This is a genomic window from Larkinella sp. (assembly GCF_965227735.1).
Taxonomy (GTDB): Bacteria; Bacteroidota; Bacteroidia; order Cytophagales; family Spirosomataceae; genus Larkinella.
The window spans coordinates 2823087-2848248 of sequence record NZ_OZ245776.1; the positions used below are offsets into that span (position 1 = coordinate 2823087).

Annotated in this window: 14 protein-coding genes; 4 read left to right on the plus strand and 10 right to left on the minus strand. The window is 52.8% G+C overall.

Annotation, left to right across the window (positions count from 1 at the left end):
* Positions 1 to 115 precede the first annotated feature (115 nt).
* From ACO064_RS10890 to ACO064_RS10910, 5 genes are all read right to left on the minus strand, one after another.
* Positions 116 to 2749 carry a permease prefix domain 2-containing transporter gene (locus tag ACO064_RS10890; RefSeq protein WP_421827394.1) on the minus strand — a complete coding sequence of 878 codons (2634 nt, stop codon included), beginning with the start codon at positions 2747 to 2749 and terminating at the stop codon, positions 116 to 118.
* A gap of 114 nt (positions 2750 to 2863) precedes the next feature.
* Complete coding sequence (locus tag ACO064_RS10895; protein ID WP_421827395.1) at positions 2864 to 5509, minus strand: ABC transporter permease; 2646 nt, start codon at positions 5507 to 5509, stop codon at positions 2864 to 2866.
* A 146-nt stretch (positions 5510 to 5655) separates the two neighbouring features.
* Positions 5656 to 8289, minus strand: coding sequence for an ABC transporter permease (locus tag ACO064_RS10900; RefSeq protein ID WP_421827396.1), 2634 nt, complete (start codon positions 8287 to 8289; stop codon positions 5656 to 5658).
* A 109-nt stretch (positions 8290 to 8398) separates the two neighbouring features.
* On the minus strand, positions 8399 to 11035 hold the full coding sequence (locus ACO064_RS10905; protein ID WP_421827397.1) for an FtsX-like permease family protein: 2637 nt from the start codon (positions 11033 to 11035) through the stop codon (positions 8399 to 8401).
* 119 nt (positions 11036 to 11154) lie between these two features.
* Positions 11155 to 11493, minus strand: a complete 339-nt coding sequence (locus ACO064_RS10910) for a PadR family transcriptional regulator (protein ID WP_421827398.1) — start codon at positions 11491 to 11493, stop codon at positions 11155 to 11157.
* Between the two features lie 215 nt (positions 11494 to 11708).
* Between ACO064_RS10910 and ACO064_RS10915 the strand changes: the two genes are divergently transcribed.
* Positions 11709 to 12944 carry an alpha/beta hydrolase family protein gene (locus ACO064_RS10915; RefSeq protein WP_421827399.1) on the plus strand — a complete coding sequence of 412 codons (1236 nt, stop codon included), beginning with the start codon at positions 11709 to 11711 and terminating at the stop codon, positions 12942 to 12944.
* Between the two features lie 58 nt (positions 12945 to 13002).
* On the opposite strand, the gene treF is transcribed toward ACO064_RS10915, so the two are convergent.
* Positions 13003 to 14577 (minus strand): alpha,alpha-trehalase TreF, encoded by a 1575-nt coding sequence (gene treF / locus ACO064_RS10920; RefSeq protein WP_421827400.1) that lies wholly within the window; start codon positions 14575 to 14577, stop codon positions 13003 to 13005.
* A 118-nt stretch (positions 14578 to 14695) separates the two neighbouring features.
* Here treF and ACO064_RS10925 point away from each other — a divergent pair, with 118 nt between their 5' ends.
* Entirely contained in the window at positions 14696 to 15166 is a 471-nt protein-coding gene (locus tag ACO064_RS10925) for a hypothetical protein (protein ID WP_421827401.1), read from the plus strand.
* 175 nt (positions 15167 to 15341) lie between these two features.
* Here the strand turns inward: ACO064_RS10925 and ACO064_RS10930 are convergent, their stop codons facing one another.
* Entirely contained in the window at positions 15342 to 16475 is a 1134-nt protein-coding gene (locus tag ACO064_RS10930) for a mannonate dehydratase (protein ID WP_421827402.1), read from the minus strand.
* A 97-nt stretch (positions 16476 to 16572) separates the two neighbouring features.
* Positions 16573 to 18936 carry an ABC transporter permease gene (locus ACO064_RS10935; protein WP_421827403.1) on the minus strand — a complete coding sequence of 788 codons (2364 nt, stop codon included), beginning with the start codon at positions 18934 to 18936 and terminating at the stop codon, positions 16573 to 16575.
* Positions 18937 to 19115: 179 nt separating this feature from the next.
* Between ACO064_RS10935 and ACO064_RS10940 the strand changes: the two genes are divergently transcribed.
* Positions 19116 to 19703 carry a hypothetical protein gene (locus ACO064_RS10940; RefSeq protein ID WP_421827404.1) on the plus strand — a complete coding sequence of 196 codons (588 nt, stop codon included), beginning with the start codon at positions 19116 to 19118 and terminating at the stop codon, positions 19701 to 19703.
* A 22-nt stretch (positions 19704 to 19725) separates the two neighbouring features.
* On the opposite strand, the gene ACO064_RS10945 is transcribed toward ACO064_RS10940, so the two are convergent.
* Both ACO064_RS10945 and ACO064_RS10950 read right to left on the minus strand, forming a co-directional pair.
* Positions 19726 to 22134: an ABC transporter permease gene (locus ACO064_RS10945; protein ID WP_421827405.1), complete on the minus strand. Its 2409-nt coding sequence runs from the start codon at positions 22132 to 22134 to the stop codon at positions 19726 to 19728.
* 124 nt (positions 22135 to 22258) lie between these two features.
* Positions 22259 to 24640, minus strand: coding sequence for an ABC transporter permease (locus ACO064_RS10950; RefSeq protein WP_421827406.1), 2382 nt, complete (start codon positions 24638 to 24640; stop codon positions 22259 to 22261).
* A 41-nt stretch (positions 24641 to 24681) separates the two neighbouring features.
* Between ACO064_RS10950 and ACO064_RS10955 the strand changes: the two genes are divergently transcribed.
* Positions 24682 to 25131: a hypothetical protein gene (locus ACO064_RS10955; protein WP_421827407.1), complete on the plus strand. Its 450-nt coding sequence runs from the start codon at positions 24682 to 24684 to the stop codon at positions 25129 to 25131.
* The last annotated feature ends 31 nt before the right edge of the window (positions 25132 to 25162 follow it).

The following is a 25162-nucleotide window of genomic DNA, read 5'->3' on the forward strand; positions in this document are numbered from 1 at the left end:
TTGAATGTTGAATATTGAAGTGAGCGCCTTGCTTTCGATTTTATACTTCGTTATTCAATATTTGCTATTCAATATTCAATATTCAATATTCAATATTCAATATTCATTACTTATTTTATTCACTTTTCAAACTCTTCACCGGATTCATCAGCGCGGCTTTGATACTCTGGAAACTGATCGTCAGCACGGCCACTGAAACCGCCAAACCAGCCGTCAAAACGAGCATCCACCACTCCATCTCAATGGCGTACGCAAACCCTTCCAGCCAGCGGCTCATCGCCCACCAGGCCAGCGGTGAAGCCAGCAATGCTGCGATGATCACCAGGCGGAGAAAGTCTCTGGACAGCAGAAGAACCACGCCCGAAACCGTTGCCCCCAACACCTTGCGAATCCCGACTTCCTTGATGCGCAGTTGAGCCGCGTAGGCCGATAAACCAAACAGGCCTAGGCAGGAAATAAAAATCGCAAAAACCGCAAAAACCGTCAGCACATGGCCCACGCGTTGTTCTGAATCGTAGAGCCGGGCCAGTTTTTCGTCCAGAAATGTGTAGCTAAACAGGCTTTTGGGCGATAAACGAGCCAGGGTCGATTGCGCAAACTGGACCGTTTCGGGCCATTGATCGCCTTTTATTTTCAGTAAAAAGTAGTTGGCTTGACCGGGATGCTGAACAATCACCAGCGGCTCGACGGCGTTATGCAGGGAAGCAAAATGAAAATCATTGACAACGCCCACAATCTCGCCCGTATCACCCAGTGAAACCATTTTCTGGCCGATCGGCGACTGTAATTTAAGCGCTTTCACAGCCGCTTCGTTCAGAATATAAGGGAAGTGAGCACCTTCGGTTTTCCGCCCGAAATTGCGACCCGTTTTCAGGCCAATTTTCAGCACCGGAAGCATGTGTTCGTCGGCCCACATAAACCGCATCTGACTGGCATCGTCGGCTTTTCCTAACGGGGTCAGCATATCGGTACTAAACCGGTCGCCGGGCAGAACCGAAATCAGGGCAACCTCCGTGATGGCGGAATTTTTCAGCCATTCATTCTGGATCGTAGACACCTTTTCGTGCATTTCCTGTCCATAAAGTTTTACGGCCACGACCTGTTCCTGATCGAAACCCAGCTTCTTGTTCTGGAAAAACTGCATTTGCCGGTACACCACGATGGTACTGAAAATCATGAAAACCGAGACCGCAAACTGGAAAACGATCAACCCTTTGCGCACCAGCGTCACCGACGAAACCGAACTCTTCCTGCCTTTCAGGGAGGTAACCGGCTCAAAACTCGATATGAACCACGCCGGATACAGGCCGGCAACCAGGCTGATCAATCCGGCCAGCAGCAGCATCCCAACGACGTTTGCCGGATTGAACAACTGTCCAAACTGAAGGTTTTTAGCCGTGAGCGCATTATAAAACGGAATCGCCAGCCGGAACAGCAGGAGCGCCAAAACCGCAGCCGTTAGCGTCAGCAGGAACGATTCGCCCAGAAACTGCTTCACCAACTGTTCTTTTCGTGCGCCCAGCACTTTCCGTACACCGACTTCCTTCAGCCGGTTAAAAGCCTGCGCCGTTGCCATGTTGATGAAGTTGACCGACGCCACCAGCAAGATGAACAGAGCGGCCACCCCAAATACATACACGTACAGAATATCGCTGTTCGGCCCCATTTCCTTTTCCAGCTTCGAATGCAGGTGAATAGCCGTGATGGGCTGAAGGTGCGTTTTCCGGGCCGTCAGAATGTCTTTCCGGTTTTCGCCCGCAAGCTCGTAGAATTTCACCATAAATGCAGGCACTCGCGCTTCCACTTCAGGCAGCGAGGCATTGCGGTTCAACAACACGTAATTGTAAAATCCCGACCAGCCCCGGTTTTCCAGCGACCCTTTATCAGCAATGCCATAGTAGGTGGACATGGAAATCAGGTAGTCGAATTGCAGGTGGGTCGGAAACGAAAAGTTGCTGATCACCCCCGTTACGGTCAACGGGCGTTTGTCCAGATCATCCTGAATCACTTTGCCCAGCGGTTCGTCGTCGCCGAAGTATTTTTTGGCCGTCGCTTCGGTCAGCACGATGCCGTCGACCTGTTTCAGTGCCGTTCGTGAATCGCCTTTGACAAACGCCAGATCGAACACTTCGACCACCGTCGAATCGGCATAAAAACCGCGTTTCTCCTCAAACTGCCGAAGTTCACCGCCCGACGGTGCATAACTGAATACCCGATCGGGATAGGGACGGTGGAAACGCGCCAGGGTCTGAATAGCAGGAATTTGCTGCTTCATTTCCACGCCGATAAGGGGCGATGTAGCTGCCCAGATCCGGCTTTTCTCACCGATATTCTCGGTGGTAATCCGAAAAATAAGGTCGGCTTTCGTAAAGCCTTTGTCGTAACTCAGTTCCTCCCTGACGTGGAGAATGATCAGCAAACCGCACGCCAGCCCCAGCGCCAAGCCGGTGATGGTAAGCGTGCTGTTCAGTCGGTAGCGAAGCAGGTTTCGCCAGGCAATTTTGACGTAATTCCGGATCATCATCGGGTTTGTTAATGAGGTGTTTGAATCGTTGCTTGACTTTCTTCTTACGGCAAACTGGATTACAAATCCCAGCACATCCCACCAATACCGCCACCGCGCCCGCCGTTCGCCAATGCGTTTCACCTGCCAGGCATATTCCTCATGCAAATCCCCCTGAATCTCCTCCAGGCGGTGGGGAGAACAGAAGAATTTCAGAAGCTGGTCGGCGAGTTGGGGCGGTTTCATATTTTTTAATATCGAATACTGAATGTTGAACACTGAATAATGAAGTAGCTCTGTGGACGACACTTTGTTATTCAGTGTTCAACATTCAGTATTCGATATTCAAGTTTTCATTTTTCATTCGCTTCTCAAACTCTTCACCGGATTCACCAAAGCCGCTTTGATACTTTGAAAACTGACGGTTAACAGCGCAACGGCCACCGCCAGAAAACCGGCCAGCCCGAACACCCACCATTCCAGATCGATCCGATAAGCAAAATCCGCCAGCCACCGATTCATCGCGTACCAGCCAATCGGTGTGGCAATCAGGATGGCGATCATTACCAACCGCAGAAAGTCTCTGGAAAGCAGTACCACAATGCTGGCAACCGATGCGCCCAGCACCTTGCGAACGCCGATTTCCTTGGTTCGTTGCAGGGTGGTGAGTGCCACCAGGCCGAAGAGGCCTAAACAGGCAATGACCACCGCCAGCCCTGCGAAAATGCCAAACAGTTTCCCGATCCGCTGTTCGGACTCGTACATTTTGTTAAACCGCTCATTCAGAAAAGAATAAGAGAAGGGATTATCGGTTTCGGCTTTCCACTTCTGTTCCAATGTTTTGAGAAAAGCCGGTAAATTCTCCGTCCGGATGCGCAGGGCCAACTGGTACCCATCTCCGCCATACAACATGATCAGGGGCGCAATGTGCTGGTGCATGGACTCAAAATGAAAGTCTCTGATTACGCCGACAACCGTGTAGGTGTGCCGGTCGCCCGGACTGCCGTCGCCCATGGTTGCAATGCGCTGCCCAATCGGGTTTTTCCAGCCAAATTGCCGAACGGTGGCTTCGTTGACCAGCACCGCAGCACTATCGCCCGAAAACGCTTTGGAGAAATTGCGGCCCAGTGCCAGCCGAATGCCCAGGGTCGGCAAATACTGCTCGTCGATCCGGTAGGTTTTCAGCCGATAGGGGCTCGTTTCTGCCGGGGCATTCACATCCCGAACACCGTCAAAACCACTGTTGGAATTCCCGGCGGGCAAATAACCCGCCAGACTGACACTCGCGACCTGCGATTGCTTCGCCAGTTCGGCTTTGAACGCATTCAGTTTGTTACCCAGCACGTAGGTATCGTGCAGAATCAACACCTGTTCTTTGTCGAAGCCAACTTTTTTGTTCTGAATAAACCGCAGTTGTTGATAGACAACCAGCGTTCCGATGATCATGCCGATGGAAACGACGAACTGGATTGTAACCAGCGTATTCCGTAACCAGCCGCTGCGCACCCCGGACGCGAGTTTGCCTTTCAGCACGCTAACCGGTTTGAACGACGACAGGAAAAAAGCCGGATAACTGCCGGCCAGCAACCCGACCACCAGACAGCCCGCCAGCGTGTACGTGATCATCCGGACGTTCAACAGCGTATCCAGACCGAACGTCTTGGTGGCCAGCTGATTGAATGTCGGCAGTACGACAATCACCAAACCGCAGGCTACCAGCAACGCCAGAAACGTGATCAGCACCGATTCGGCCAGAAACTGGCGAATCAACTGCCGCTGCACCGACCCCAACACCTTGCGAATGCCGACCTCCCTGGCCCGGTTGGCCGACCCGGCCGTCGACAGGTTCATGAAGTTGATGCAAGCCAGCATCAGAATAAAAACCGCAATGGCAGAGAAAATGTAAACGTATTTTTCATCGCTGTTTGGCTCCAGTTCACCTTCCCGGTCCGACTTCAGGTGAAGGTCTGTAATCGGCTGGAACTGAAACTCGAACCGGTCGCCTTTGCGGAGGTATTCGTCGTAGCTCATGCCGAGAAACTCCTTTAATTCCGGGCCGAGATACTTCCGGACCATCTGTGTACTTTGAGCCGCCAGCTTCTCAACCGGATAGTCTTCCCGCAGCAGAAAATACGTATTTGCCCCGCTGGACAGCCACTTTTCACGCGCGTGGAGCGAGCGGTAGGAGCCAAAAAAGTCGTAATGAAAATGCGAGTTGGACGGCACATCCCGGCAAACCCCCGTTACCCGAAAAAGGCCCATCGTTCCCATCGTCAGGCTTTTGCCGACGGGGTTCTGAGTGCCAAAATACTTCCGGGCGGTCGATTCGGTGAGAACGACGGTATTGGGTTCGGTCAAAACCGTCTGGCGGTTTCCTTTCAACAGTGGGATCGAAAAAATCGTAAAAAAACTGGAATCCGTAAACACCACCCGTTCTTCCTTGAACCGTTCGTTGCCGTATTTGATCACAAACGTCCCTTGTTCTTCCAGGCGGGTAAAAGCTTCCACACCCGGATAATCGTGTTGAATGGCGGGTCCGGCGGGGGCGGGCGCATAGGCGATATCGAGTTCCTTGCCGCCAATACTGCCCTGCAGCGTCATGCGAAAAATCCGGTCGGCTTTCGCGTTGTAGCGGTCGTAACTCAGCTCGTCCTGCACAAACAGGACAATGAGCAGACAGGTGGCCAGACCGACGGCCAAACCGGCGATGTTGATGGACGAAAACGCCTTTTTCCGCCAGAGATTCCGCCAGGCAATTTTGAAGTAATTCTGAATCATCGTCGGGTTTGTTAGATGCGTTGTTGAATACTCAATTGACTTTCTTTTAAGCGCAAACGATAGCAAAAACCCCAGCACATCCCACCAATACCGCCATCTGGCCCGCCGGACGCCCACCCGCCGAAGCTGGTACTGAAACTCCTCGTGCAAATCGCCCTGCACCTCCTCCAGCCGGTCGGGGGCGCAGAAGAGTTTGAGGAGATGGTCGGCGAGGGGGGGAGGGGTCATAATGTGTTAATAGCGAATATTGAATAACAAATAACGAACACTGACGGGGCCGCCCCCGCGGTAACGAACGCCGAAATGTCGTCCACAGAGCCACTTCGTTATTCAATATTCAGTATTCGATATTCTCTTCTTGTTCAATTCTCTTCTTATTCACTTTTCAGACTCTTCACCGGATCCATCAAAGCGGCTTTGACGCTCTGGAAACTGACGGTTAGCAGCGCGATTACCACCGTCAGCAAACCCGCCAGCGCGAAGACCCACCACGCGAGATCAACCTGATACGCAAAGCCTTGCAGCCACTGGTTCATGGCATACCCGGCAACGGGAAAGGCGATAAGCATGGCCAGAGCAACGGGTTTCAGGAAGTTGGCCGACAGCAGAACCACGATGTTGGGAACCGAAGCGCCCAGCACCTTGCGAACGCCGATTTCTTTCGTGCGCTGCTCGGCCATAAAAGCCGCCAGCCCAAACAAACCCAGGCACGAGATGAAAATAGCCAGAAAAGCAAAGGCATTGGCGAGCTGGCTGACCACCTGTTCGCTGTGGTATAATTTGGCGTATTCCAGATCCGAAAACTGGTAGGTAAACGGAAAATTGGGATTCAGTTCTTTGCAGATTTTTTCGAGACTGGCCAGCGCTTCCCGGGTTTTCCCGGCTTCGGTCCGAACCAGAATACTGCCCCATTTCTGCTGTTCGTCCAGCCGGACAATCAGCGGTTCGATGGCCTGATGCATGGAATTGAAGTGGAAATCTTTCAAAACCCCGATGATCTTGCCCTCCCGGTTTCCCCACCACATCGACTTTCCGATCGGGTTTTTGTAGCCAATTTTCCGAACAGCCGCTTCATTGACGAGGTAGCTGGCCGAATCGGTGCCGAATTCGCGGGAAAAATCGCGCCCTTCGGCCAGTTTCAGGTTCATGGTTTTCAGGAAGTCGAAACCCACCACCGCGTCGGCAAACGGCACCGACAAATTCGGCTCTTTGCCAACCCATTCGATGTCGCCCCGGTGGTGGTCAATCAGGGTAGGCGATTCCTTCATCCTCGAAATGGTCAGGATGCCCGGCTGTTTCGCGGCTTCGTCTTTGAACAGATTGTATTTCTGAACCAAATCCCCCTCGATGGGAATGTAAAGCAGATTTTCACGGTCATACCCGATGTTTTTCGACTGAATGTAGCCCATTTGGCGATAAATCACGATCATGCCCACGATGAGAATCATGGAAAGCGAAAACTGAAAAACCACCAGACTTTTCCGGAAAAACGTTGCGCCAAATCCCAGACGCGCCGACAGCATCCGTCCTTTCAAAGCCCGGATCGGATTCATGGAAGACAGAAACAGGGCCGGGTAACTCCCCGACACCAGGCCGGTCAGGAGCAGAAGGCCGACGAGACTGGCCCAGAAAACCGGTTGTCCAAACGGCAGAAACAGGCGCTTTCCGGTCAGCTCATTAAAGGCGGGCAAGAGAATGAGCACCAGCATCACCGCCAGCACCACCGCGAAAAACGTGAGCAGAATGGCCTCGCCCATAAACTGCCCGATCAAGGCGGAACGAACCGCCCCGACTACCTTCCGAACGCCCACCTCCTTCGCCCGTTTGGTGGAGCGGGCCGTGGCCAGGTTCATGAAATTGATGCAGGCAATGAGCAGAATAAAAACCGCCACGACACTGAAAAGCCGCACGTAGTCGATCCGCCCGCCATCGACCTGACCGTTTTTAAAGGTCGCGTTCAGGTACTTTTCGGGATATGGCTGCAAGGCCAGTTCGGTATGTGATCCGGCGGTTTTCGTCATATATTGGTAGATGAACTCTTTGATTTTGGCCTCGACTTTCGCCGGATCGGCTCCCGGACGAAGCTGCACGAACGTAAAAGGGCTCGTGTTGCTCCAGTTATTCACCCACTGGTTTTCTTTCACATACGCTTTCCAGCTCCGCAAAAAATCAAACTGCTGCGACGAGTTGGCGGGCAGGTTCTCGAACACCGCCGTCACCATCAGGTCGTCCCGGTTCTCGTAGCGAATCGTCCGGCCGACGGCATTCTCCGGTTTTTCAAAAAACAGTTCGGCCATTTTCCGCGAAATGGCGATGCCTTCCGGCGTGTTCAAGGCGGTTTCGGGGGTTCCCTGCACCAGCGGATAACTGAACATGCTGAAGAAGTCGGCACCCGCAAACGATCCATCGGCCTTGCTGATTTTCCCGCCCACTTCAAAGGTAACCGTCCGGCTTTGCTCCAGACCGCTGGCCCGTTCCACTTCCGGAACCACGCGTTTTAATTCCTCCGCCAGCAGGCCCTGCGTGTAATAGGAGGCTTCCACCTTGCCGTCATAAAAACCGCGCTCGTAGATCTGAAAAAGCCGGTCGCCGTTGGCGTGAAAACCGTCGACGCTGCGTTCGTCCTGCACCCACAGCAGAATAAGCAGGCTGCACGCCATGCCGAGGGCCAGCCCGAGGATGTTGATGGCCGAAAACGCTTTGTTGCGAACCAGGTTGCGCCGGGCGATTTTAAAATAGTTGCTGATCATCGTTGTGTTCATTAGATGCATTGTTGAATCGTCAGTCTTTTGTCGTTTGATGGCGAACGGCCATCCAGCCGGGGGCCATCCAGCCGGGGGTTTCAGAAAACCCAGCACACCCCACCAATACCACCTCCTCGCTCTCTGTTTCCCCACCCGCCGAAGCTGGTATTGAAACTCCTCGTGCAAATCGCCCTGCACCTCCTCCAGCCGGTGGGGAGCGCAGAAGAGTTCCAAAAGGCGGTCGGCGAGTTGGGGTGGTTTCATGGTATTTTTTAATATCGAATGCTGAATATTGAATAACGAATAATGAAGTGTGGGCTTAGGCTTCTGGAAGTTGATTTCGATATTCAATATTCATTATTCGATATTCAACTTATTCACTTTTCAGGCTTTTCACCGGATTCATCAAAGCGGCTTTGACGCTCTGAAAACTAACCGTCAGGGCCGCCACGAGAACGGTGGCCAGCAGGGCTATTCCAAAAATACCGGGACCGATGTCGATTTTATAGGCAAAATCCTGCAACCAGTGCGTCATCACCCACCACGCCACGGGCGTCGCGACCACGAAGGCCACGGCAATCAGCCGGGCGAACTCCTTTCCAAACAGCCACAGGATGTTAGTGATGCTGGCTCCCAGCACCTTGCGGACGCCGATTTCCTTCGTTTTCTGAGCGGCCATAAACAACACCAGTCCATACAGCCCCAGACAACCGATCACCACGGCAATTCCGGCGAAGAAATTGACCAGATTTGCCATCGTTTGCTCCTGTACATAGTTTTCCTGCAATTGCTCATCGACAAATTGCGCGGTGAAATAACTGTCGGGATAGACCTGGTTATACTCTTTTTCCAGTTGGCGGATGACCTGCTCAAAATTACCGTTGTGTAACTGCAGACTGGCGTAATAATAATTGGTCGCCCGGGTGGTCATGAAGAGCGGAAAAATTCCACTTTTCAGATCGCGCTCATTGAAGTCTTTCACAACGCCCACGATTTCCAGTTTTCGGGACGTATGCAGGATTTTTCCCAGCACCAGGGCTGGATTACGAATGCCCAACTGCTTGACGAACGTTTCATTGACCAAAGCTTCCCGGGACGTATCGGCGGCCTGAAGATTCCGCCCGGCCACCAGTTTCAACCCATACAGGTCGACGTAAGCGGCATCGATATACTTTTGCTGGGGTGTAAATTTTTCCGGTTCGGGGCGGGTGTCGAATTTGATAACCGTCTGGCTGATCCAGCCCGTTTGGGGTGGGCCGCTCATGGAATAACTCAATTTTTCGACCTCGGGAATGGCCATAGCCCGGTGGCGGAAGTTCGCCATTTTGCCGACATCCTGTTGGGGTGACGAAGGCAATCGAACCGTGAGGATGGCCTTTTGCCGGAAACCGAGGTCTTTCGTTTGAATGTACTGCAACTGATTGGCAACCACGATCATACCCACAATCAGCATCTGTGAAATGGCAAACTGGGTGACGACCAGACTCCGGCGTATGGAAAAACCACCCACTTGCCGGGAGGTGATCCGTCCGGCCAGCGCTAAGGCCGGTTTGAAGCCCGTCAGCACCAGAGCGGGATAAAAACCGGACAGAAAAATGATCCCAGCCACGATCAGTACCAACCAGCCAATGACGGATGGATCGTAATAGAAAGTGAACCGGAAGACACCGTGTAAATATTCCTGAGCCAACTGCTGACCAAGCTGGAAAAACAGGAGGGCAATGGCCGTGGCTGTGAGCGTTAACAAGGCGGTTTCTCCCATGAATTGCCAGAATAATTGGAGTCGCGTACTGCCCAGTACTTTCCGGACGCCCACTTCCCGGGAGCGATTCAGGGCCTGCGCCGTGGCCAGATTGACAAAGTTGATGCAGGCCGTGATGAGCAGAAAAATACCGATGGCAAACAATGACCAGATCAAGCCCGAGCTGACGCCACCGGTTTCGGTCGAGAAATGAATATCCCGCAGAGGCTGCATCGGAAACCGGGTGTCTTTAACGCCGTGCGGTTTGTATTTTTTCACAAAAGCCAGCATCTGCCGATCCCAGTCGGCTTTCGTAAAGTGGCTATTCAGGCTCACAAAGCACTGCGTACCACTGTCGATGTTATCAAAATCTACGTTCAGCGGGCGGTCATGAAATTCGGGCAAACTGGCCCAGGATGCCATTAGAGAATAGGCGAAGTCAGTGTTATCCCGGTAGTCTTTAAACACCCCAACAATTCGGGCATTCAAGGTTGCATTGATTTTAATGATTCTGCCAAGTACCTGCGTTGTCCCAAAGTACCTGGTGGCATTTTCAGCACTGAGAACTACCGTATTGGGTTGAGCCAGTCCCGATGGTCCGCCAGCCAGCCACTCGTAATCGAAAATTTTAAAATAGGAAGGCTGCACAAAGGCTCCCATTTTGTGAGCGTCTTTAAACTTTCGGTCGGGTTCATTGGCTATGGGAATGGCCACCAAAGGATCCCGGTAGAGCTCGATCATCGCCAGATTTTCGATATCCGGATGGTCATTTCGAAGGGCTTTCCCCAGTTCGTAAGGAACGCCAGTTACGTTAAAATTGCCTTCGGGCGTAACAAACTCGGTGGTTACCCGGTAAATAGAAGCGTATTTCTGGTGGTGTGTATCGATGGTATGGTGGTAGCGAACGAGCGAAAAAATCAGCAGCGCAGCGCCAATGCCCAACGCCAGGCCCGTGACATTGATTAAGGCGTAGGTATGGTTTTTAATTAAATTCCGCCGGGCGATTTTGAAATAATTGCTGATCATGGTTGGGTTCATCGTATGAGTTGTTGAATACGCAGTTTCTTTTCGTTTAATGGCGAACGGCCATCCAGCCGGGGGTTTCAGAAAGCCCAGCACATCCCGCCAATACCGTATTCTGGCCCGTCGTTCGCCGATCCGTCTCACCTGATAATCGAACTCCTCGTGCAAATCGCCCTGCACCTCCTCCAGCCGATGGGGAGCGCAAAAGAGTTCGAGCAGTTGGTCGGCTAAGCGGGGCGGTTTCATATAATTTTTTAATATTGAATACTGAATATTAAACACCGAATTATGAAGTGGCTTCGCCAGCGCCCGGCGTTCAATATTCGTTATTCATTATTCAGTATTCGATATTTTATCATTTTCATTTAAACACTCGTGACTGGTTTAAACGGATTCAACAAACGCGCCCAGAAGCTGACGCGGACTTCCTGAATTTCCTGCAACGTCCGGCGGCCATAGGCCGTCACCGTAAACAGGCGCTTCCGTCGTCCCCCACGCTCGGCAGTGGGTTCGCCCATTTCCGATTTCAGCATGCCTTTGTCTTCCAGGCGCTCCAGAGCCGCGTGGACCTGATTCAACCGCACCGCACGACCGGTCTGCTCGCTGATTTCGTGGGTGATCGCAACGCCATACGCCCCGCCTTCCATGACGGCCACGGTGAGTAATACGATTTCTTCAAACTCGCCCAAATAGCTGCGTTTCATCGCTGTCAATTAGTTCTACGTTTGCTGATCAAATGCCTTGCCAACTTCCAAAACCGGCCTTAACAGCGATTTTAGGCGGATTGTAAGCGGGAACGCTGTACGATTTCGGACAATCTCTGTCCGCTAGTGTACAGGAAGATAGACCGGCCCGGACGGGTAAAAAACGGCCCTGAATGCCTTACGTTAGTTTCCGGTTCCTGAATCCGACTTTCCCCATGAAATGCTTCTTTTTGCTGCTGCTCCTCAGCACAACCGCTGGCTTTGCCCAAAAGAAAACCGTGCCGGTCATCGACGCCCGCGTGATCAAAGTCGACTCGCTGCTGTGGGATTTGAAGGCGCTGAGCAAGGCCCCGGCGGTGGAGTGGCTCAGCCAAACCGGACCGGTTCGTTCGCTTTTGTATAAAAGCGTCGATTACGAAGGCAAACCATCGCAGGTGTTTGCTTATTATTCCAATCCAGATTTGATTCGGGGAAAACCGGTCGGCAAGCAGAAATTTCCGGGCGTCGTGCTGATTCACGGCGGGGGCGGAAAAGCGTTCAAAGAATGGGTGGAAAAATGGGCCGCCGACGGCTACGCAGCCATCGCGATGGATCTGGCGGGGAAAGGAGAAGACGGAAAACGGCTCGCGCAGGCCGGACCCGATCAGGGCGAAGTCGATAAATTCTCGAAACTGGAAACCGCCGATCTCCGCGATCTATGGACCTATCAGGCCGTGTCAAGCGCCATTCTGGCGCATTCGCTGCTGCTGAATTTCCCCGAAGTCGATGCCACCAAAACGGCGGTCACCGGCATCAGTTGGGGCGGTTATCTGACCTGCCTCGTCGCCAGTCTCGACAACCGGTTTAAGGCGGCCGCGCCGGTGTATGGCTGCGCGTATTACGACGAATCCGATGTTTTCAAAACTTCCATCCGCAAGCTTTCACCGGGCGGTCAGCGGAAGTGGATGCGGTATTTCGATCCGTCGGTGTATTTGCCGTTTGCCAAACCGCAGTTTCTGTTCGTCAATGGCAACAAAGACCGGTTTTACAACGTCGTTCCCTACCACAAAACCTACAGTCTGATTGCGCCCGGCCAGCGGACGATGTGCCTGATCCCGGACATGAAGCACGGCCACGAAGCGGGTTGGGAACCGCACGAAATCCGGTATTTCTTCGAGAGTATCCTCAACGACGGCGTTCCGCTGGCGGCTGTCGCACCGGTTTCCGTACAGGACTCGACCCTCCGGTTGTCCTATCAATCACCGGTTACGGTGTATACCGCCGAGTTTTATTATTCCAACGACACGACATCGGTGAATGAGAACCGGGTCTGGTCGAAGCAGAAAGCGACCCTCGACCGAAACGCCCGAACCGTGACCAGCCCCATGCCGAAAGAAGGATTCCAGTACGGTTTTTTCTACCTGAAAGACCACCGGAATGTTTCGGTTTCGAGCCCATTCTTCGTGAAATAAACTTACAAGCTGTTGACTATTGACAGGACAGGCCTTCGGCCTTAATTCAAACAACTTCTTAGTGTTTCTCATTACCCGGTGTTATGCCGTCGCTGGCTTGTAAGGCCAGGTAAATTCCGTTGGTCCAGCCAAAACCGTCCTGATTGGGGTATTCTCCCCCGCCCGCCGGCAAATCGGTGTCCACGACGTTGTACTTTTCCATCATTTTTCCGGTTTCCCGGAACACCTTGTCATTGAGCGCCATCCAGCGTTGACGGATTTCAGCGGCTGTCTGCGTAAAGCCATACCGCAACAGACCCTGGTGCGTGATCCATTGCAACGGTGCCCAGCCATTCGGAGAATCCCATTGCTGCCCGCTCCGCTGAAGCGTTGAAACCACTCCGCCTTCTTTCAGAAAGCTTTTCCGGATATGCCCGTCAACCTGGGCTGCCTGTTCGTCGGTCGCCAGCCCGAAGAACAACGGAAACAGAGCCGCCAGCGACCAGACCGGCGTTGTCTTGTGCAAAACGACGTTATAATCCATGAAAAACTGCCGCTGTTCGTCCCAGAGATATGTCATCATGGCTTTTCGCCGGGTCTCGGCTTTCTGTCTGAAATGCGCATACGGTTCCTGGAAGGAACGCTGGAGGTAGGCATCCGACAGGGTTATTTCCAGATCATACATCAGGCAGTTCAGATCCACCGGAATGATGTCGGTGGTGTGAATGGTGGCCAGATGTTCCGGATCGCCAAACCAGCGGCAACTGAAATCCCAGCCGGATTCACAAGCCGCCCGGATGTGTCGGTACAACGTTCCGGGCGCAACGCCGTAGGGAGCCGCTTCGCGGGCCAGTTCCACATCCTCCCGGTAGGATTCGGGGCGGGGGGCAGAGAGGTCATCCCAATAGCGGTTTAAAATACTGCCGTCGGGCAACACCACCACGCGCCGGAAAGCACCTTCATGATCGTCGAGCCGAAAGTAGCCATCCATCCAGTAATTGTATTCTTTCTGCATGTGGGGCAGGTAGCGAACCAGAACGTCCGGGCCGTCGATTTCGGAAAGCAGCCGGACCATCAGGGCAAAAAACGGCGGTTGCGACCGCGTCAGGTAATAGCTCCGGTTGGCATTCGGAATGTGGCCGTAGGTATCGATTAAATGAGCGAAATTAGCGACCATGTGCCGGATCATTTCGTTTTCGCCCGACACCCGCAACCCCAGCATGGTGAAGTAACTATCCCAGTAATAGAGCCCCCGAAAACGACCGCCGGGAACGATGTAGGGTTTCGGAACCGGCAACATGGAACAGAACGGTTCTGACCGTCGCTCAAAAAGCGGCCACATCCGGTTCAGGTGCACGGCTGTCGGCAGCGACTGGTCACTGACGTGATCGGTTTCCAGGGTTTTCGGCAGGTGAAAATTAGCATGAACAAAGTCTTCCAGCCGAAAGCCCTCCCGGTGTTTCTCGATTTCATACTGGCTCAGAATTTCTTCCGGCGCCCGCCGGGGATAGCAGTCGGCGAAGGTGATGGAGTCGGTAAATACCGGCAGCATCTGCACGTCATGAAACAAAGGGCCAAATAGTTGGTCAGGGGGTAAGATGGCCGGTACTACGCTGTATATTTGGGGTGGGAGTTGAGGAGTCGTATCTGCCATAAAATCAAATTGCGTTTCTTAGTAAACCCGGCGCAATCGGGTTGGTTCACGAATTTCCTGAATAAGCCCTGTGTTTTCTTCTATCCCTTAACTCTTTAAACCGGTCAGCAACATCGTTATGCGGAACAATAATCCACACTCCGGCAAAACCATCCAGGCGGTTTTACTCCTCTTCTGGGCACTCTATTTCTCCCTCGTGCTGGGCAGCAACAGCACCGACGCCCTCAAAGCCCTCGGCTTGCTGCCGACCGACTGGGTTTTTGCTTCGGGGAACTACGCCCTGGTTCAAAAAGTGGTCGGGATTTATCATTCACCGGTCTGGCTGGCGGGGCTTTTCTACACCGGCGTTCTTGTCTGGCAGGCGGTTGGCGCGGTGCTGCTCTGGAGCGCGTTCGCGGCCACCGTCCGACAAACATCTCAGTATCAAACGACGGCCTACCGGGCGCTCACCGTCACGATCGGTTTGTGGGCGGCTTTCATCCTGGCCGATGAGTTCTTTCTGGCCTACGAAATGAGCGGTTTATCCGCCACCCATTTCAGCCTGCTCATCGCCGAAATTGGCACACTTTTGGTTTTTAGAAAGAATTAGTGCTTTCGCCCCTAAATCCCTAAAGGGCAGGGCTGTTAAGTTCTAAAAATTAGGATCGTTAAAATACCCGCTTTTCGCCCCCAACCCCCTAAAGGGGACTTGGACACATAATAATCCGGATGCTAAAAGTCCCCTTTAGGGGATTTAGGGGCGAAAGCACTAGAATAACCCATCATTAAGTTCTCCGCTTACTCACAGCTTCCATTAATCCCCGCGTATAGCCCAGCGCATACAAGGTGCCGATGGTGCTGTAACCGGGATTCTGGTTGCTGTCGCCGTACATGGTCGGGACGTGATCGGGGCGAATCGGGCCTTTGAAACCGATCGCATAATAGGCTTTCATGGCCTGATACATGTCGATAATCCCCTCATCGTGAAAGGTTTCCTCGAAGGCAAACTTGTCGCCCCGCACATTCCGGAAATGCACAAAATGGATTTTCTTCCGTTTCCCGAAGTAATCGATGAGCGCTGGGATGTTGGTATCGTTGCCCATCAGCGCAAAATTGCCCTGACACATCGTAATGCCGTTGCTCGGACTGGGATAAAGTTCCAGCAGCCGTTTGAACGAATCGACGGTATTCATGATGCGGGCGATGCCCCGAACGCTGTCTACCTGCGGATCGTCGGGGTGCATGGCCAGTTTCATGCCGACTTTCTCCGCTTCCGGCACGACGGCTTTCAGGAAATAAGCCAGATTTTTCCAGAGCGTTTCCTTCGATACTTCGCCGTATTGCGTCAGCGGCAGGTTTTTGATGGCTTCGTAATCGAACGCTGTGACCAGCGCCCCACCCCGACCCGGGCGGTCGTTCTGCGTGCGATACCAGCCAATCACCGGCATCCAGTTGTAACAGATTGTATCGATCCCGACCTGCGTCAGGTTTTTCATCAGCGTAATAAAACTGGCAATTTCCTCATCCCGACCAGCCAGCCCCAGCTTGGTTTTTTCGCCCAGCGCGGGCGGCCCTTCGATGACGCGCAGTTGCAGACCCACCTTGTCCCAGGCTTCCTTCACCGCCAAAACCGCCTTGGATTCCCAGGGTTTCACGTCCTTCAGGCCAACCATGCCGGGGTTGATGCCACCCACGGCTCCCAGCACCGCCATCTGCTTCGTCAGCGCGATTTTCTGTTCGTTCATCCCGCTGAAATACGCTTCGCAGAGCTGCATTCCGGCATCTTTCAGCACCGCCTGATCGACAGCCGGTTTTGCCCCGCCCCGTTGTTCAGACGCCTGAGCCGATGTGATTCCACCTACTGTCAGGGCGGCCAGAGAGGTGCTTTTTTTGAGAAAGTCGCGACGTGAAGTTTCCATGTAAGGGTCTTGAACTGAGATTACAGGGATTAAAGGATGAACAGGATGTAACATACTCCCGGTAAATCCTTTAATCCCTGTAATCTCAGTTCAAGACTTATTCCGTCTTCAAACTCTTCACCGGATTCATCAAAGCCGCTTTGATGCTCTGGAAACTGATGGTAAAGAGCGCGATGGCGAGCGAAGCCAGAACGGCGACCACAAACATCCACCATTCAATTTCGATGCGGTTGGCGTATTTTTCCAGCCAGCTATTCATCGCCCACCAGGCCACCGGAAGCGCCACCACCGACGACAGCAAAACCAGCAGCAGAAAATCTTTGGAAAGCATCAGCACGATGTTGACAATGCTGGCTCCCAGCACTTTCCGGATGCCGATTTCCTTCGTCCGCTGCTCCGCCGTGAAAGCCGCCAGTCCGAACAGTCCGAGACAGGAGATGAAAATGGCCAGAAAAGCAAAGTAGTTCGACAGTTTGCTAATGATGTTTTCGCTCTTATAGTTGTTGCCAAACTCCTGGTCCGTGAATTTGTACTCGAACGGATACCGCGGATTAAACTTCCGGAAAGTCCTTTCCAGATTGGCAATAGCCTCTTTGGTGCGGCCACCTTCGGTGCGAACCAGCACAACGCCGTCGAATTCGTTGCGCTGCATGTGCAAAATGAGTGGTTCGATCGCGACGTGCAGCGAATTGGTGTGGTAATCTTTCACTACGCCCACAATGATGCCTTTTCGACCCCAGAAAGTCAGCTCCTGCCCCACCGGATTTTTGTAGCCAATCTTCCGGGCCGACGCTTCATTGATGAGGTAGTTGGTCGTGTCGGTGCCGTAATCGGGTGAGAACTCGCGCCCCTCTTTCAGCCGGACGCCCATCGCCTTGAGGTAGTCGTAATGCACGGCGGTCTGGTTGAACAAAATCCGCTGCGTGGTGTCTTTGCCCCGCCAGCCAACGCCGATGGTCGAGCTGCCAACCTCCAGCGGGTCGGCCCAGGAGGCCGAAACCGCCTGAATGCCCGGCTGGGTCAGCAGTTCGCTGCGGAACGTCTGGTAGTTCTTTTTCAGATCACCTTCCAGCGGCATATACACCAGATTGCCCTTGTCGAACCCGAGGTTTTTGGTTTGGATGTACTGAATCTGCCGGTAAATGATGATCATCCCGACAATGAGAATGATCGACAGCGAAAACTGGAAAACCACCAGCCCCTTGCGGAAGAGGGTCGCACTCGGTTTGAACTTCAGCACACCTTTCAAGACCACCACCGGTTTCAGCGACGACAGGAACAAAGCCGGGTAACTGCCCGAAACCAAACCGGTTATGAGCGTCAGGCCCAGCAAAACCAGCCAGAAAAACGGATCGGTAAACTGAAACGTCAGGTGTTTTTCCGTCAGTTCATTAAAAATGGGTAGCGTCAGCGCCACCACCAGAACCGCTACGAACAGCGACAGAAACGAAATCAACAGCGATTCGCCTACAAACTGCCCCATCAACGAACCCCGCTCGGCGCCCACCACTTTCCGAACACCCACTTCCTTCGCCCGTTTGACCGAACGCGCCGTGGCCAGGTTCATGAAGTTGATGCAGGCGATGACGAGAATGAAAACCGCTACGATGATGAACAACCGCACGTATTCGATCCGGCCGCCGTCGGGCTGGCCGTTTTTAAAATTGGAATGCAAATAAGCGTCACTATTTTTTTGCAGAAACAACTCGATATTATTGGTCTGCTTGTTGGTTTTCTGCTTGATGTAATCCTTGATTTTAGCCGATACTTTGTCCGGATCCGCCTTGGCACTCAGCAGCACGAACGCCCGGGGGCCGTTGTTCCCCCATTCTTTCACCCAGGCGTTGTATTTCACAAACCGCTCCCACGACATCAGGTAATCGAATTTCAGGGAGCTGTTTTCCGGCACTTCCGCCATCACCCCCGTCACCATCATGTCGTCGGTATTGTCCACCCGAATCACTTTCCCGAGCGCATCCTGGTGGGGGAAGTATTTCTGCGCCAACTTTTCGGAGATCACAATGCCGTCCGGACGCGCCAGGGCAGTCCGGGCGTCGCCCTGTTTCAGCAGAAACGAGAAAATGGTCAGGAAATCGCCACTGGCAAACCGCCCCTTTTCCTTGCCAAACGTGTTGCCGACCGTCAGCAGAATGTTCTGTTCCCACGTCATCATGGCGGCTTTCTCGACTTCCGGAAAATCCTTCTTCAGGTTTTCGGCCAGAATACCGGGGGTGGAGGGCGTTGTACTGACGTCCTGACCCGCCCAGGCCTGGTTTTCCATGACCCGATAAATCCGGTCGTCGTTGGCATGAAACCGGTCCATCGCGCGTTCGTCCTGCACCCACAGCAGAATAACCAGACTACAGGCCATGCCGAGCGCCAGACCGAGGATGTTGATCAGCGAGAACGTTTTGTTGCGTTTGAGGTTACGCCAGGCGATTTTGAGGTAGTTGCGGAACATAAACAGGGATGGATTGATAACACATGATCAAAAGATGCTTTTTCAGGATCGACGTTGCACGCAACATCAACTATATTCTCTGACTATCAAATCCTTACAGGACGACCAGCGCGCCCGGCAATCCAGAATACAGGACGGATCGTTAGTATGAATGGAAATAACCCTGACCACTCAACGTTATGAAAATCTTAGCCAATCTTTTCGACCGTTTCGATCATCTGGATACCAGCATGAACCGCTGGCTGGTCACCTACAGCATTCCCATCCTGCGGGTCAGCATGGGGCTGGTTTTCCTCGGTTTTGGCTTCCTGAAATTTTTTCCCGGAATTAGCCCCATCGAAGTTCTAGCGACCAAAACAACGACCGTTCTTACCCTGGGTCAGCTCCGTGGGCACGGTGCCATGGATCTGGTTGCCACGCTCGAATGCATCATTGGCGTGTGTTTCATTACAGGTCGGTTCCTGCGCGTTGGGGTTTGGCTGATGGGCGCCCAGATGCTGGGGGCGATGTCCCCCCTGGTTCTTTATCCGGCGGAGCTTTTCCCCGGCCCCCTCCATGCGCCGACTCTGGCCGCTCAGTACATCATCAAGGATATTATCCTGATTGCTGCCGGTTTGATTATCGCATCTACCTGGACGGGAGCACGCATTGTTTCTGAACCCAAAAGTATGAAGAGCACGCTTTTCAAACGAATTCCGGGGGTATATGGCCCTGATCCGGTTTTCAAACCCACCCCGTCAACGCCCGCCAGAACCCGTCAGGCGTAGTTCACTGAAAGAATCCGAGTTTTCACTCACTCTTCAAACTCTTTACCGGATTTGTCAAAGCGGCTTTCACCGACTGGAACGAAACCGTCAGCAGGGCGATCAAAACCGCCAGCGCCCCGGCCAGCACAAACACCCACCAGGAGAGGTCGATCCGGTAAGCAAAATCCTGCAACCACCGATTGATTGCGTACCAGGCAATGGGCGAGGCAATCAGAATGGCGACGAGCACCAGCTTCAGGAAATCCCGGGAAAGCAGTGCAATGATCCCCGCCACCGAAGCGCCCAGCACCTTGCGAATTCCGATCTCCTTGATGCGCCGTTCGGCCGAAAACGACGCCAGCCCGAACAGACCCAGGCAGGAAATGAGGATGGCCAGCGACGCCAGGATGCCGACAATTTCGCTCACCTGACCGTCGGCGCGGTAGAGTTCGGCAAAATGTTCATCCAGAAACGAATAATCGAACGGCTGATCGGGTGCGAGTTTGGCCCAGACGGATTTGGCGTAGGCAATGGCTTCCGGGGCGTTCTTCCCACTGATCCGAATCGACATTTCGCTATAGCCCCAATCCTTCTGGTTGAAAATGCAGAGCGTTTCGATTTTGTGGTGGAGCGAGTTGAAATTGAAATCCTTCGAAATCCCGACAATCCGGCCCAGCGAATCCATCCCGCCGAAGCCAAAATTCCGGCCGATCAGCGATTGCATCGTGGCTTTGGGCTGTTCTTTCAGCAGTTCTTTCGCCAGCGTTTCGTTGATGATATACGCCCGGGCGTTGTCGGTTTTGCTGTCTTTCAGAAAGTTGCGACCGAAAAGAATCGGAATTTTATACAGCGTCAGGTAATCCGGATCGACAATCACCTGCGAGGTCGCCATTTCACGGACCGGCCCGTCGCCGTGAAACTTAACGCCGGTCTGGTGCAGGTTATTCCCCAGGCGTTGTTGCGAACCCGTCACCGCCGTGATCAGTGAATTCGACAGGAGTTCCTGTTTAAGCGCATCGTATTTCGGCTCCGTAGCGGAATTCAGCGGAACCACCATCACCTGATCGCGGGAAAAACCGGGGTCACGCTCCTGCATAAACCGCAGTTGCTTTACGACAAAAGCCGTGGCAATAATCAGAAAAACCGCCCCCGTAAACTGCCCGATCACCAGCATATTGCGGAATGACCCTTTGTTTTTGCCAATTTCCAGACTGCCTTTCAGCACTTTTGTGGGCTGATACGACGATAGAAAAAAGGCGGGATAACTGCCGGAAATGACGCCGATTACAATGGCAAAGGCGAGAAATAAAATCAAGACCAATGGGTTACTGAACAGGGCTAAATCCAATTCCCGCTGACTGAGTTTGGTGACGAAGGGCAAACAGAGTTTCACCAGCAAAACCGCAAAAACCAGAGCGATGGCCGACAGCAGAATGGATTCGCCGATGAACTGAGCCGCCAGTTGCGTTCGCTCCGCCCCCACCGACTTGCGAATCCCGACTTCCTTGGCCCGACCCGACGATTTGGCCGTCGACAGATTCATGAAGTTGATGCAGGCAATCAGCAGCACGATCACCGCAATGACTAGAAAGATGTATGTATAGTTCTTGTCGAATTTTTGAAAATTGAGGTAATCATGCGTGATCGCCATCGAATTATCGTGTACCTCGTTCAGCGGCTGGAGAAACAGTTCGTAGAATTTCCAATTCTCACCACTCATGTGCCGTTTCAGGAAAGCCGGAAATTTTTTCTCCAGAGCCGCAACGTCGGCATTGTTGGCTAGTTCCAGATAGGTCACCAGCCAGTTGCCGCCCCAGTTGTTCATGGCGTCGGCTTTAACAAACGAATTAAACGAGAAGATTCCGTCGAACTGCAGGTGTGAGTTTTTGGGGGCATTTTCAAGAATACCGGTCACTTTAAAGCTAATCGTATCTGAATCATACCGCACGAGCGTTTTGCCAATCGGATTTTCATTCCCGAAGAATTTAACCGCGCTTTCTTCCGTCAGCACCACACTGTTGGGACTCTTCAGAATAGTTTTCGCGTCACCCTGAAGCAGTTTATAATCGAAGAGCTGCAAAAAGGACGAATCCGCCCACAGCATTTGGGGCATCACGATCTTTTTATCACCATAGGTTAGCCGCACCTCCTTGTTGGGCCGAACCCGGACAAAGCTGCGAATTTCCGGATATTCTTTGGTCAAAGTCGGCCCCATGGGAAACATCGACAATGCCACGTTTTGCGGGGCCACCATGCCCGGAAATTTCTGCACTTCATCGAGCCTGTAAATGTTCTTTTTATGAATCCCGTCGAAACTCGTTTCGTACGTTACAAACAGCAGAATCAGAATACAGGCGGCCATTCCAACGGCCAGCCCAATGATGTTGATGGCTGAAAAAACCTTGTTTTTCCACAAATTCCGCCAGGCGATTTTGAGATAGTTCTGTAGCATAGTTTTTTAGTTAAAAGTGCAAGACTTTCGCTTTCTGCCCCTAAATCCCCTAAAGGGGACTTGGACGCAGCTTAATCTGGATGCTAAAAGTCCCCTTTAGGGGATTTAGGGGCAGAAAAGCTCTTCATTCCGAACGAAGTGACGTAACCGGGTTCGTTAACGCGGCTTTCACCGACTGGACCGAAACTGTCAGCAGGGCAATCAGTCCGGCCAGACCGGCGGCCAGCGCAAACACCCACCAGTCGATGTCAATTTTGTATTGGTATTCCTGCAAAAACCGGCTCATGGCGTACCAGCCAATCGGTACGGCAATAACAAAGGCGACCAGCACCAGCTTCAGAAAGTCTTTCGACAACAGCGAAACGATGCTCGCAACCGTCGCGCCCAGCACCTTCCGGACGCCGATTTCCTTCGTCCGCTGCGTTACGACAAACGAGACCAGACCGAACAAACCCAGACAGCCGATCAGAATGCCAACGGCGGCAAAGAGGGTCAGGAAGTTGGTGAGTTTGCGTTCATCGTCGTAGAAAGCCTGAATGTCCTGATCCAGAAAATGGGTTTCAAAATAATAGTTCGGAAAAACCGCTTTCCAGTGTTGCTCAATGTGTTGCAACGCCTGCGACTGCTGTTTCGGATCGATGCGAATACTGGCTTCCTGAAAATTCCAGTCGGCATACAGGAAGATGTGCGGGACAATGCTCGACCGCAGGCTTTGCGAATGGTAATCTTTGACGACGCCCATCACCGTAAACGGCTGGTTTCCATCCAGATTGATCCGTTCGCCAATGGCTTTTTGCGGGTTTTTATAACCCAAATCCCGGGCGGCTTTTTCGTTGATTATCGCAACGGTATTCGTATCGGCGCGGGTCCACGACCGACCAGCAAGCAGTGGAATTTTGAAGAAGTGGAAGTAATTCGTATCGACGTATTGCATCCGAAACTCGCCTGCTCCATTGGGCAGATTCCGGTGATGAATCGTGCGCCACCACCAGTTGCGGTTGCTCGAGGGCGTGGTCAGGGCAAACGCAACGTCCTTTATTTCGGTATGCTCCAGCAATTGCTGCCGGAACCGTTCGCGCAGAACTCCGTTGCCCCGCTCCGGCATGGTAACGGTTACAATCGCTTTTTTATCGAAACCCAGATCGGTTTCGTAGAAATACCGGATTTGCCTGCTGCCAATCAAGGTACAGATCACCAGCACCTGCGCCATCACAAACTGCGCTACGACCAGCGACGAGCGCAACGAAAATCCTTTGGAATTGGCGACATAAAACCGCCCCCGCAATACCTTCACCGGCTGAAAACCGGACAACACCAAGGCCGGATAGAAGCCCGCCAGCAAGGTTACGCCAACACCCAGAACTACCAGAAACGTGATCGCTCCGGCATCCCAAACTTTCGACTGCGCGACCTGCGTATTCAGCAACTGGTCGGCGTACCGAATCAACTGGGTCGCCAGCAAACCGCCCAGACCGATAGCGGCAAAAACCAGAAAAGCGGTTTCCCCGAAAAACTGGATCATCAACTGTTTCCGGCTGCTGCCCAGCACTTTCCGGACGGCAATTTCGCGGCTCCGCTGAACCGCCTGCACTGTGGCCAGATTGACAAAGTTGATGCAGGCGATGACGACCAGAAACAGACCGATGGCGGCCAGCGTGTTGAGCATCCACTGTGGAATGACGTAATTGAACGGGTCGGGGTCGGTTTCCGTATTGCGATGCACCGCCGTCATCGGCAAAAGCTCGAACCCGGTCAGGGCAGAGTGTTTCTGGTGTTGGAGCGCCAGTTTTTTAAGGGTGGCTTCGATGGCTGAAGGTGAAACACCCGGTTTCAGAACGACGTAGCCGTGGTGCATCGAATCGCCCCCGCCCCAGTATTCTTCGTTGGTATACTCGTGTTCGATGCGTTTCAGCGTCTCGCGGGAAGCCAGTACCTGAAACTGAAACTCCGAGTTGACCGGTGCTTTGCGAATGATGCCGGACACCACCAGATCCGTCTGGTTATTAAACCGGATGGTTTTGCCCATCGGGTCGCTTTCGTTGAAAAACCGACGGGCCGTCGGTTCGTCCAGCACCACCTGATACGGCTGGCTGAGCGACTGCTGCGGAGAGCCTTTCACCCATTCCACGTCGATCATGTCCAGAAGCCGGGGGGGCGCAAAAAAGAGGTGTTTGACGTTAAAAAGCTGTTGCCCAACCCGCAATCCGTTGGAACCGTAGCCGTAGGCATTGGCCGCGTTTTCGACCCCCGGAACCTGTTCGTTGAGCGCCTTGATGACGCCGTGCGGAACGGAGGTGCCTTTTTCGCCGTATTTATCGACCGCAATCAGCCGGTACAGCCGGTCGGCTTTTTTGTGGTACGTGTCGAAGCTGTATTCAAACCGCACAATCCAGAACAAAACGATGGCAACGCCCAGCCCCAACGTCAGCCCGGAGAGGTTGATCAGCGCATAATTCCGGTTGCGAAGCAGGTTGCGCCAGGTGGTTTTGAGGTAATTGCGAAGCATGTGCTTTTTCGGTATGTTTGTTTAATCAAATCATCTCTATCATGTATATTCCTCCGCCCCGCGCCAGTAAATTTTTTGTGAATGAAGGTGAAACGGGCGTCAATGCGCCTGTCATTCACCAGCGTATCATCGCAAAATTGACTATGGGTTTAGGAAATTTGTATCACGGTAACCACAGTATTTCGTTAGAACCATTGCCCGAAATGATGTTGGATTTTACCTACAGCAGCCCAACACCCGATGTTATTTTATTTGATAACGAAGCCGATCAAACCCCAATCATTATTGAAATCTGTCATACCAGTGGTTTAAAGCATGACCTTGCCAAAACGATTCGATTAATCGACGAGAATTTATATGGTATCCTCGAAGGCTTCGTTTACAATTACAAAACCGGCCAATGGTTCCGCTACCGCAAAGGCGACGGCGGACTGACCGAAAACTCCTCCTTCTCCGAAATTCTCCAACTCGATTTGAATAGCTTTCTATAATAACGAATATTGAATAGCGAACTTCGAAGTA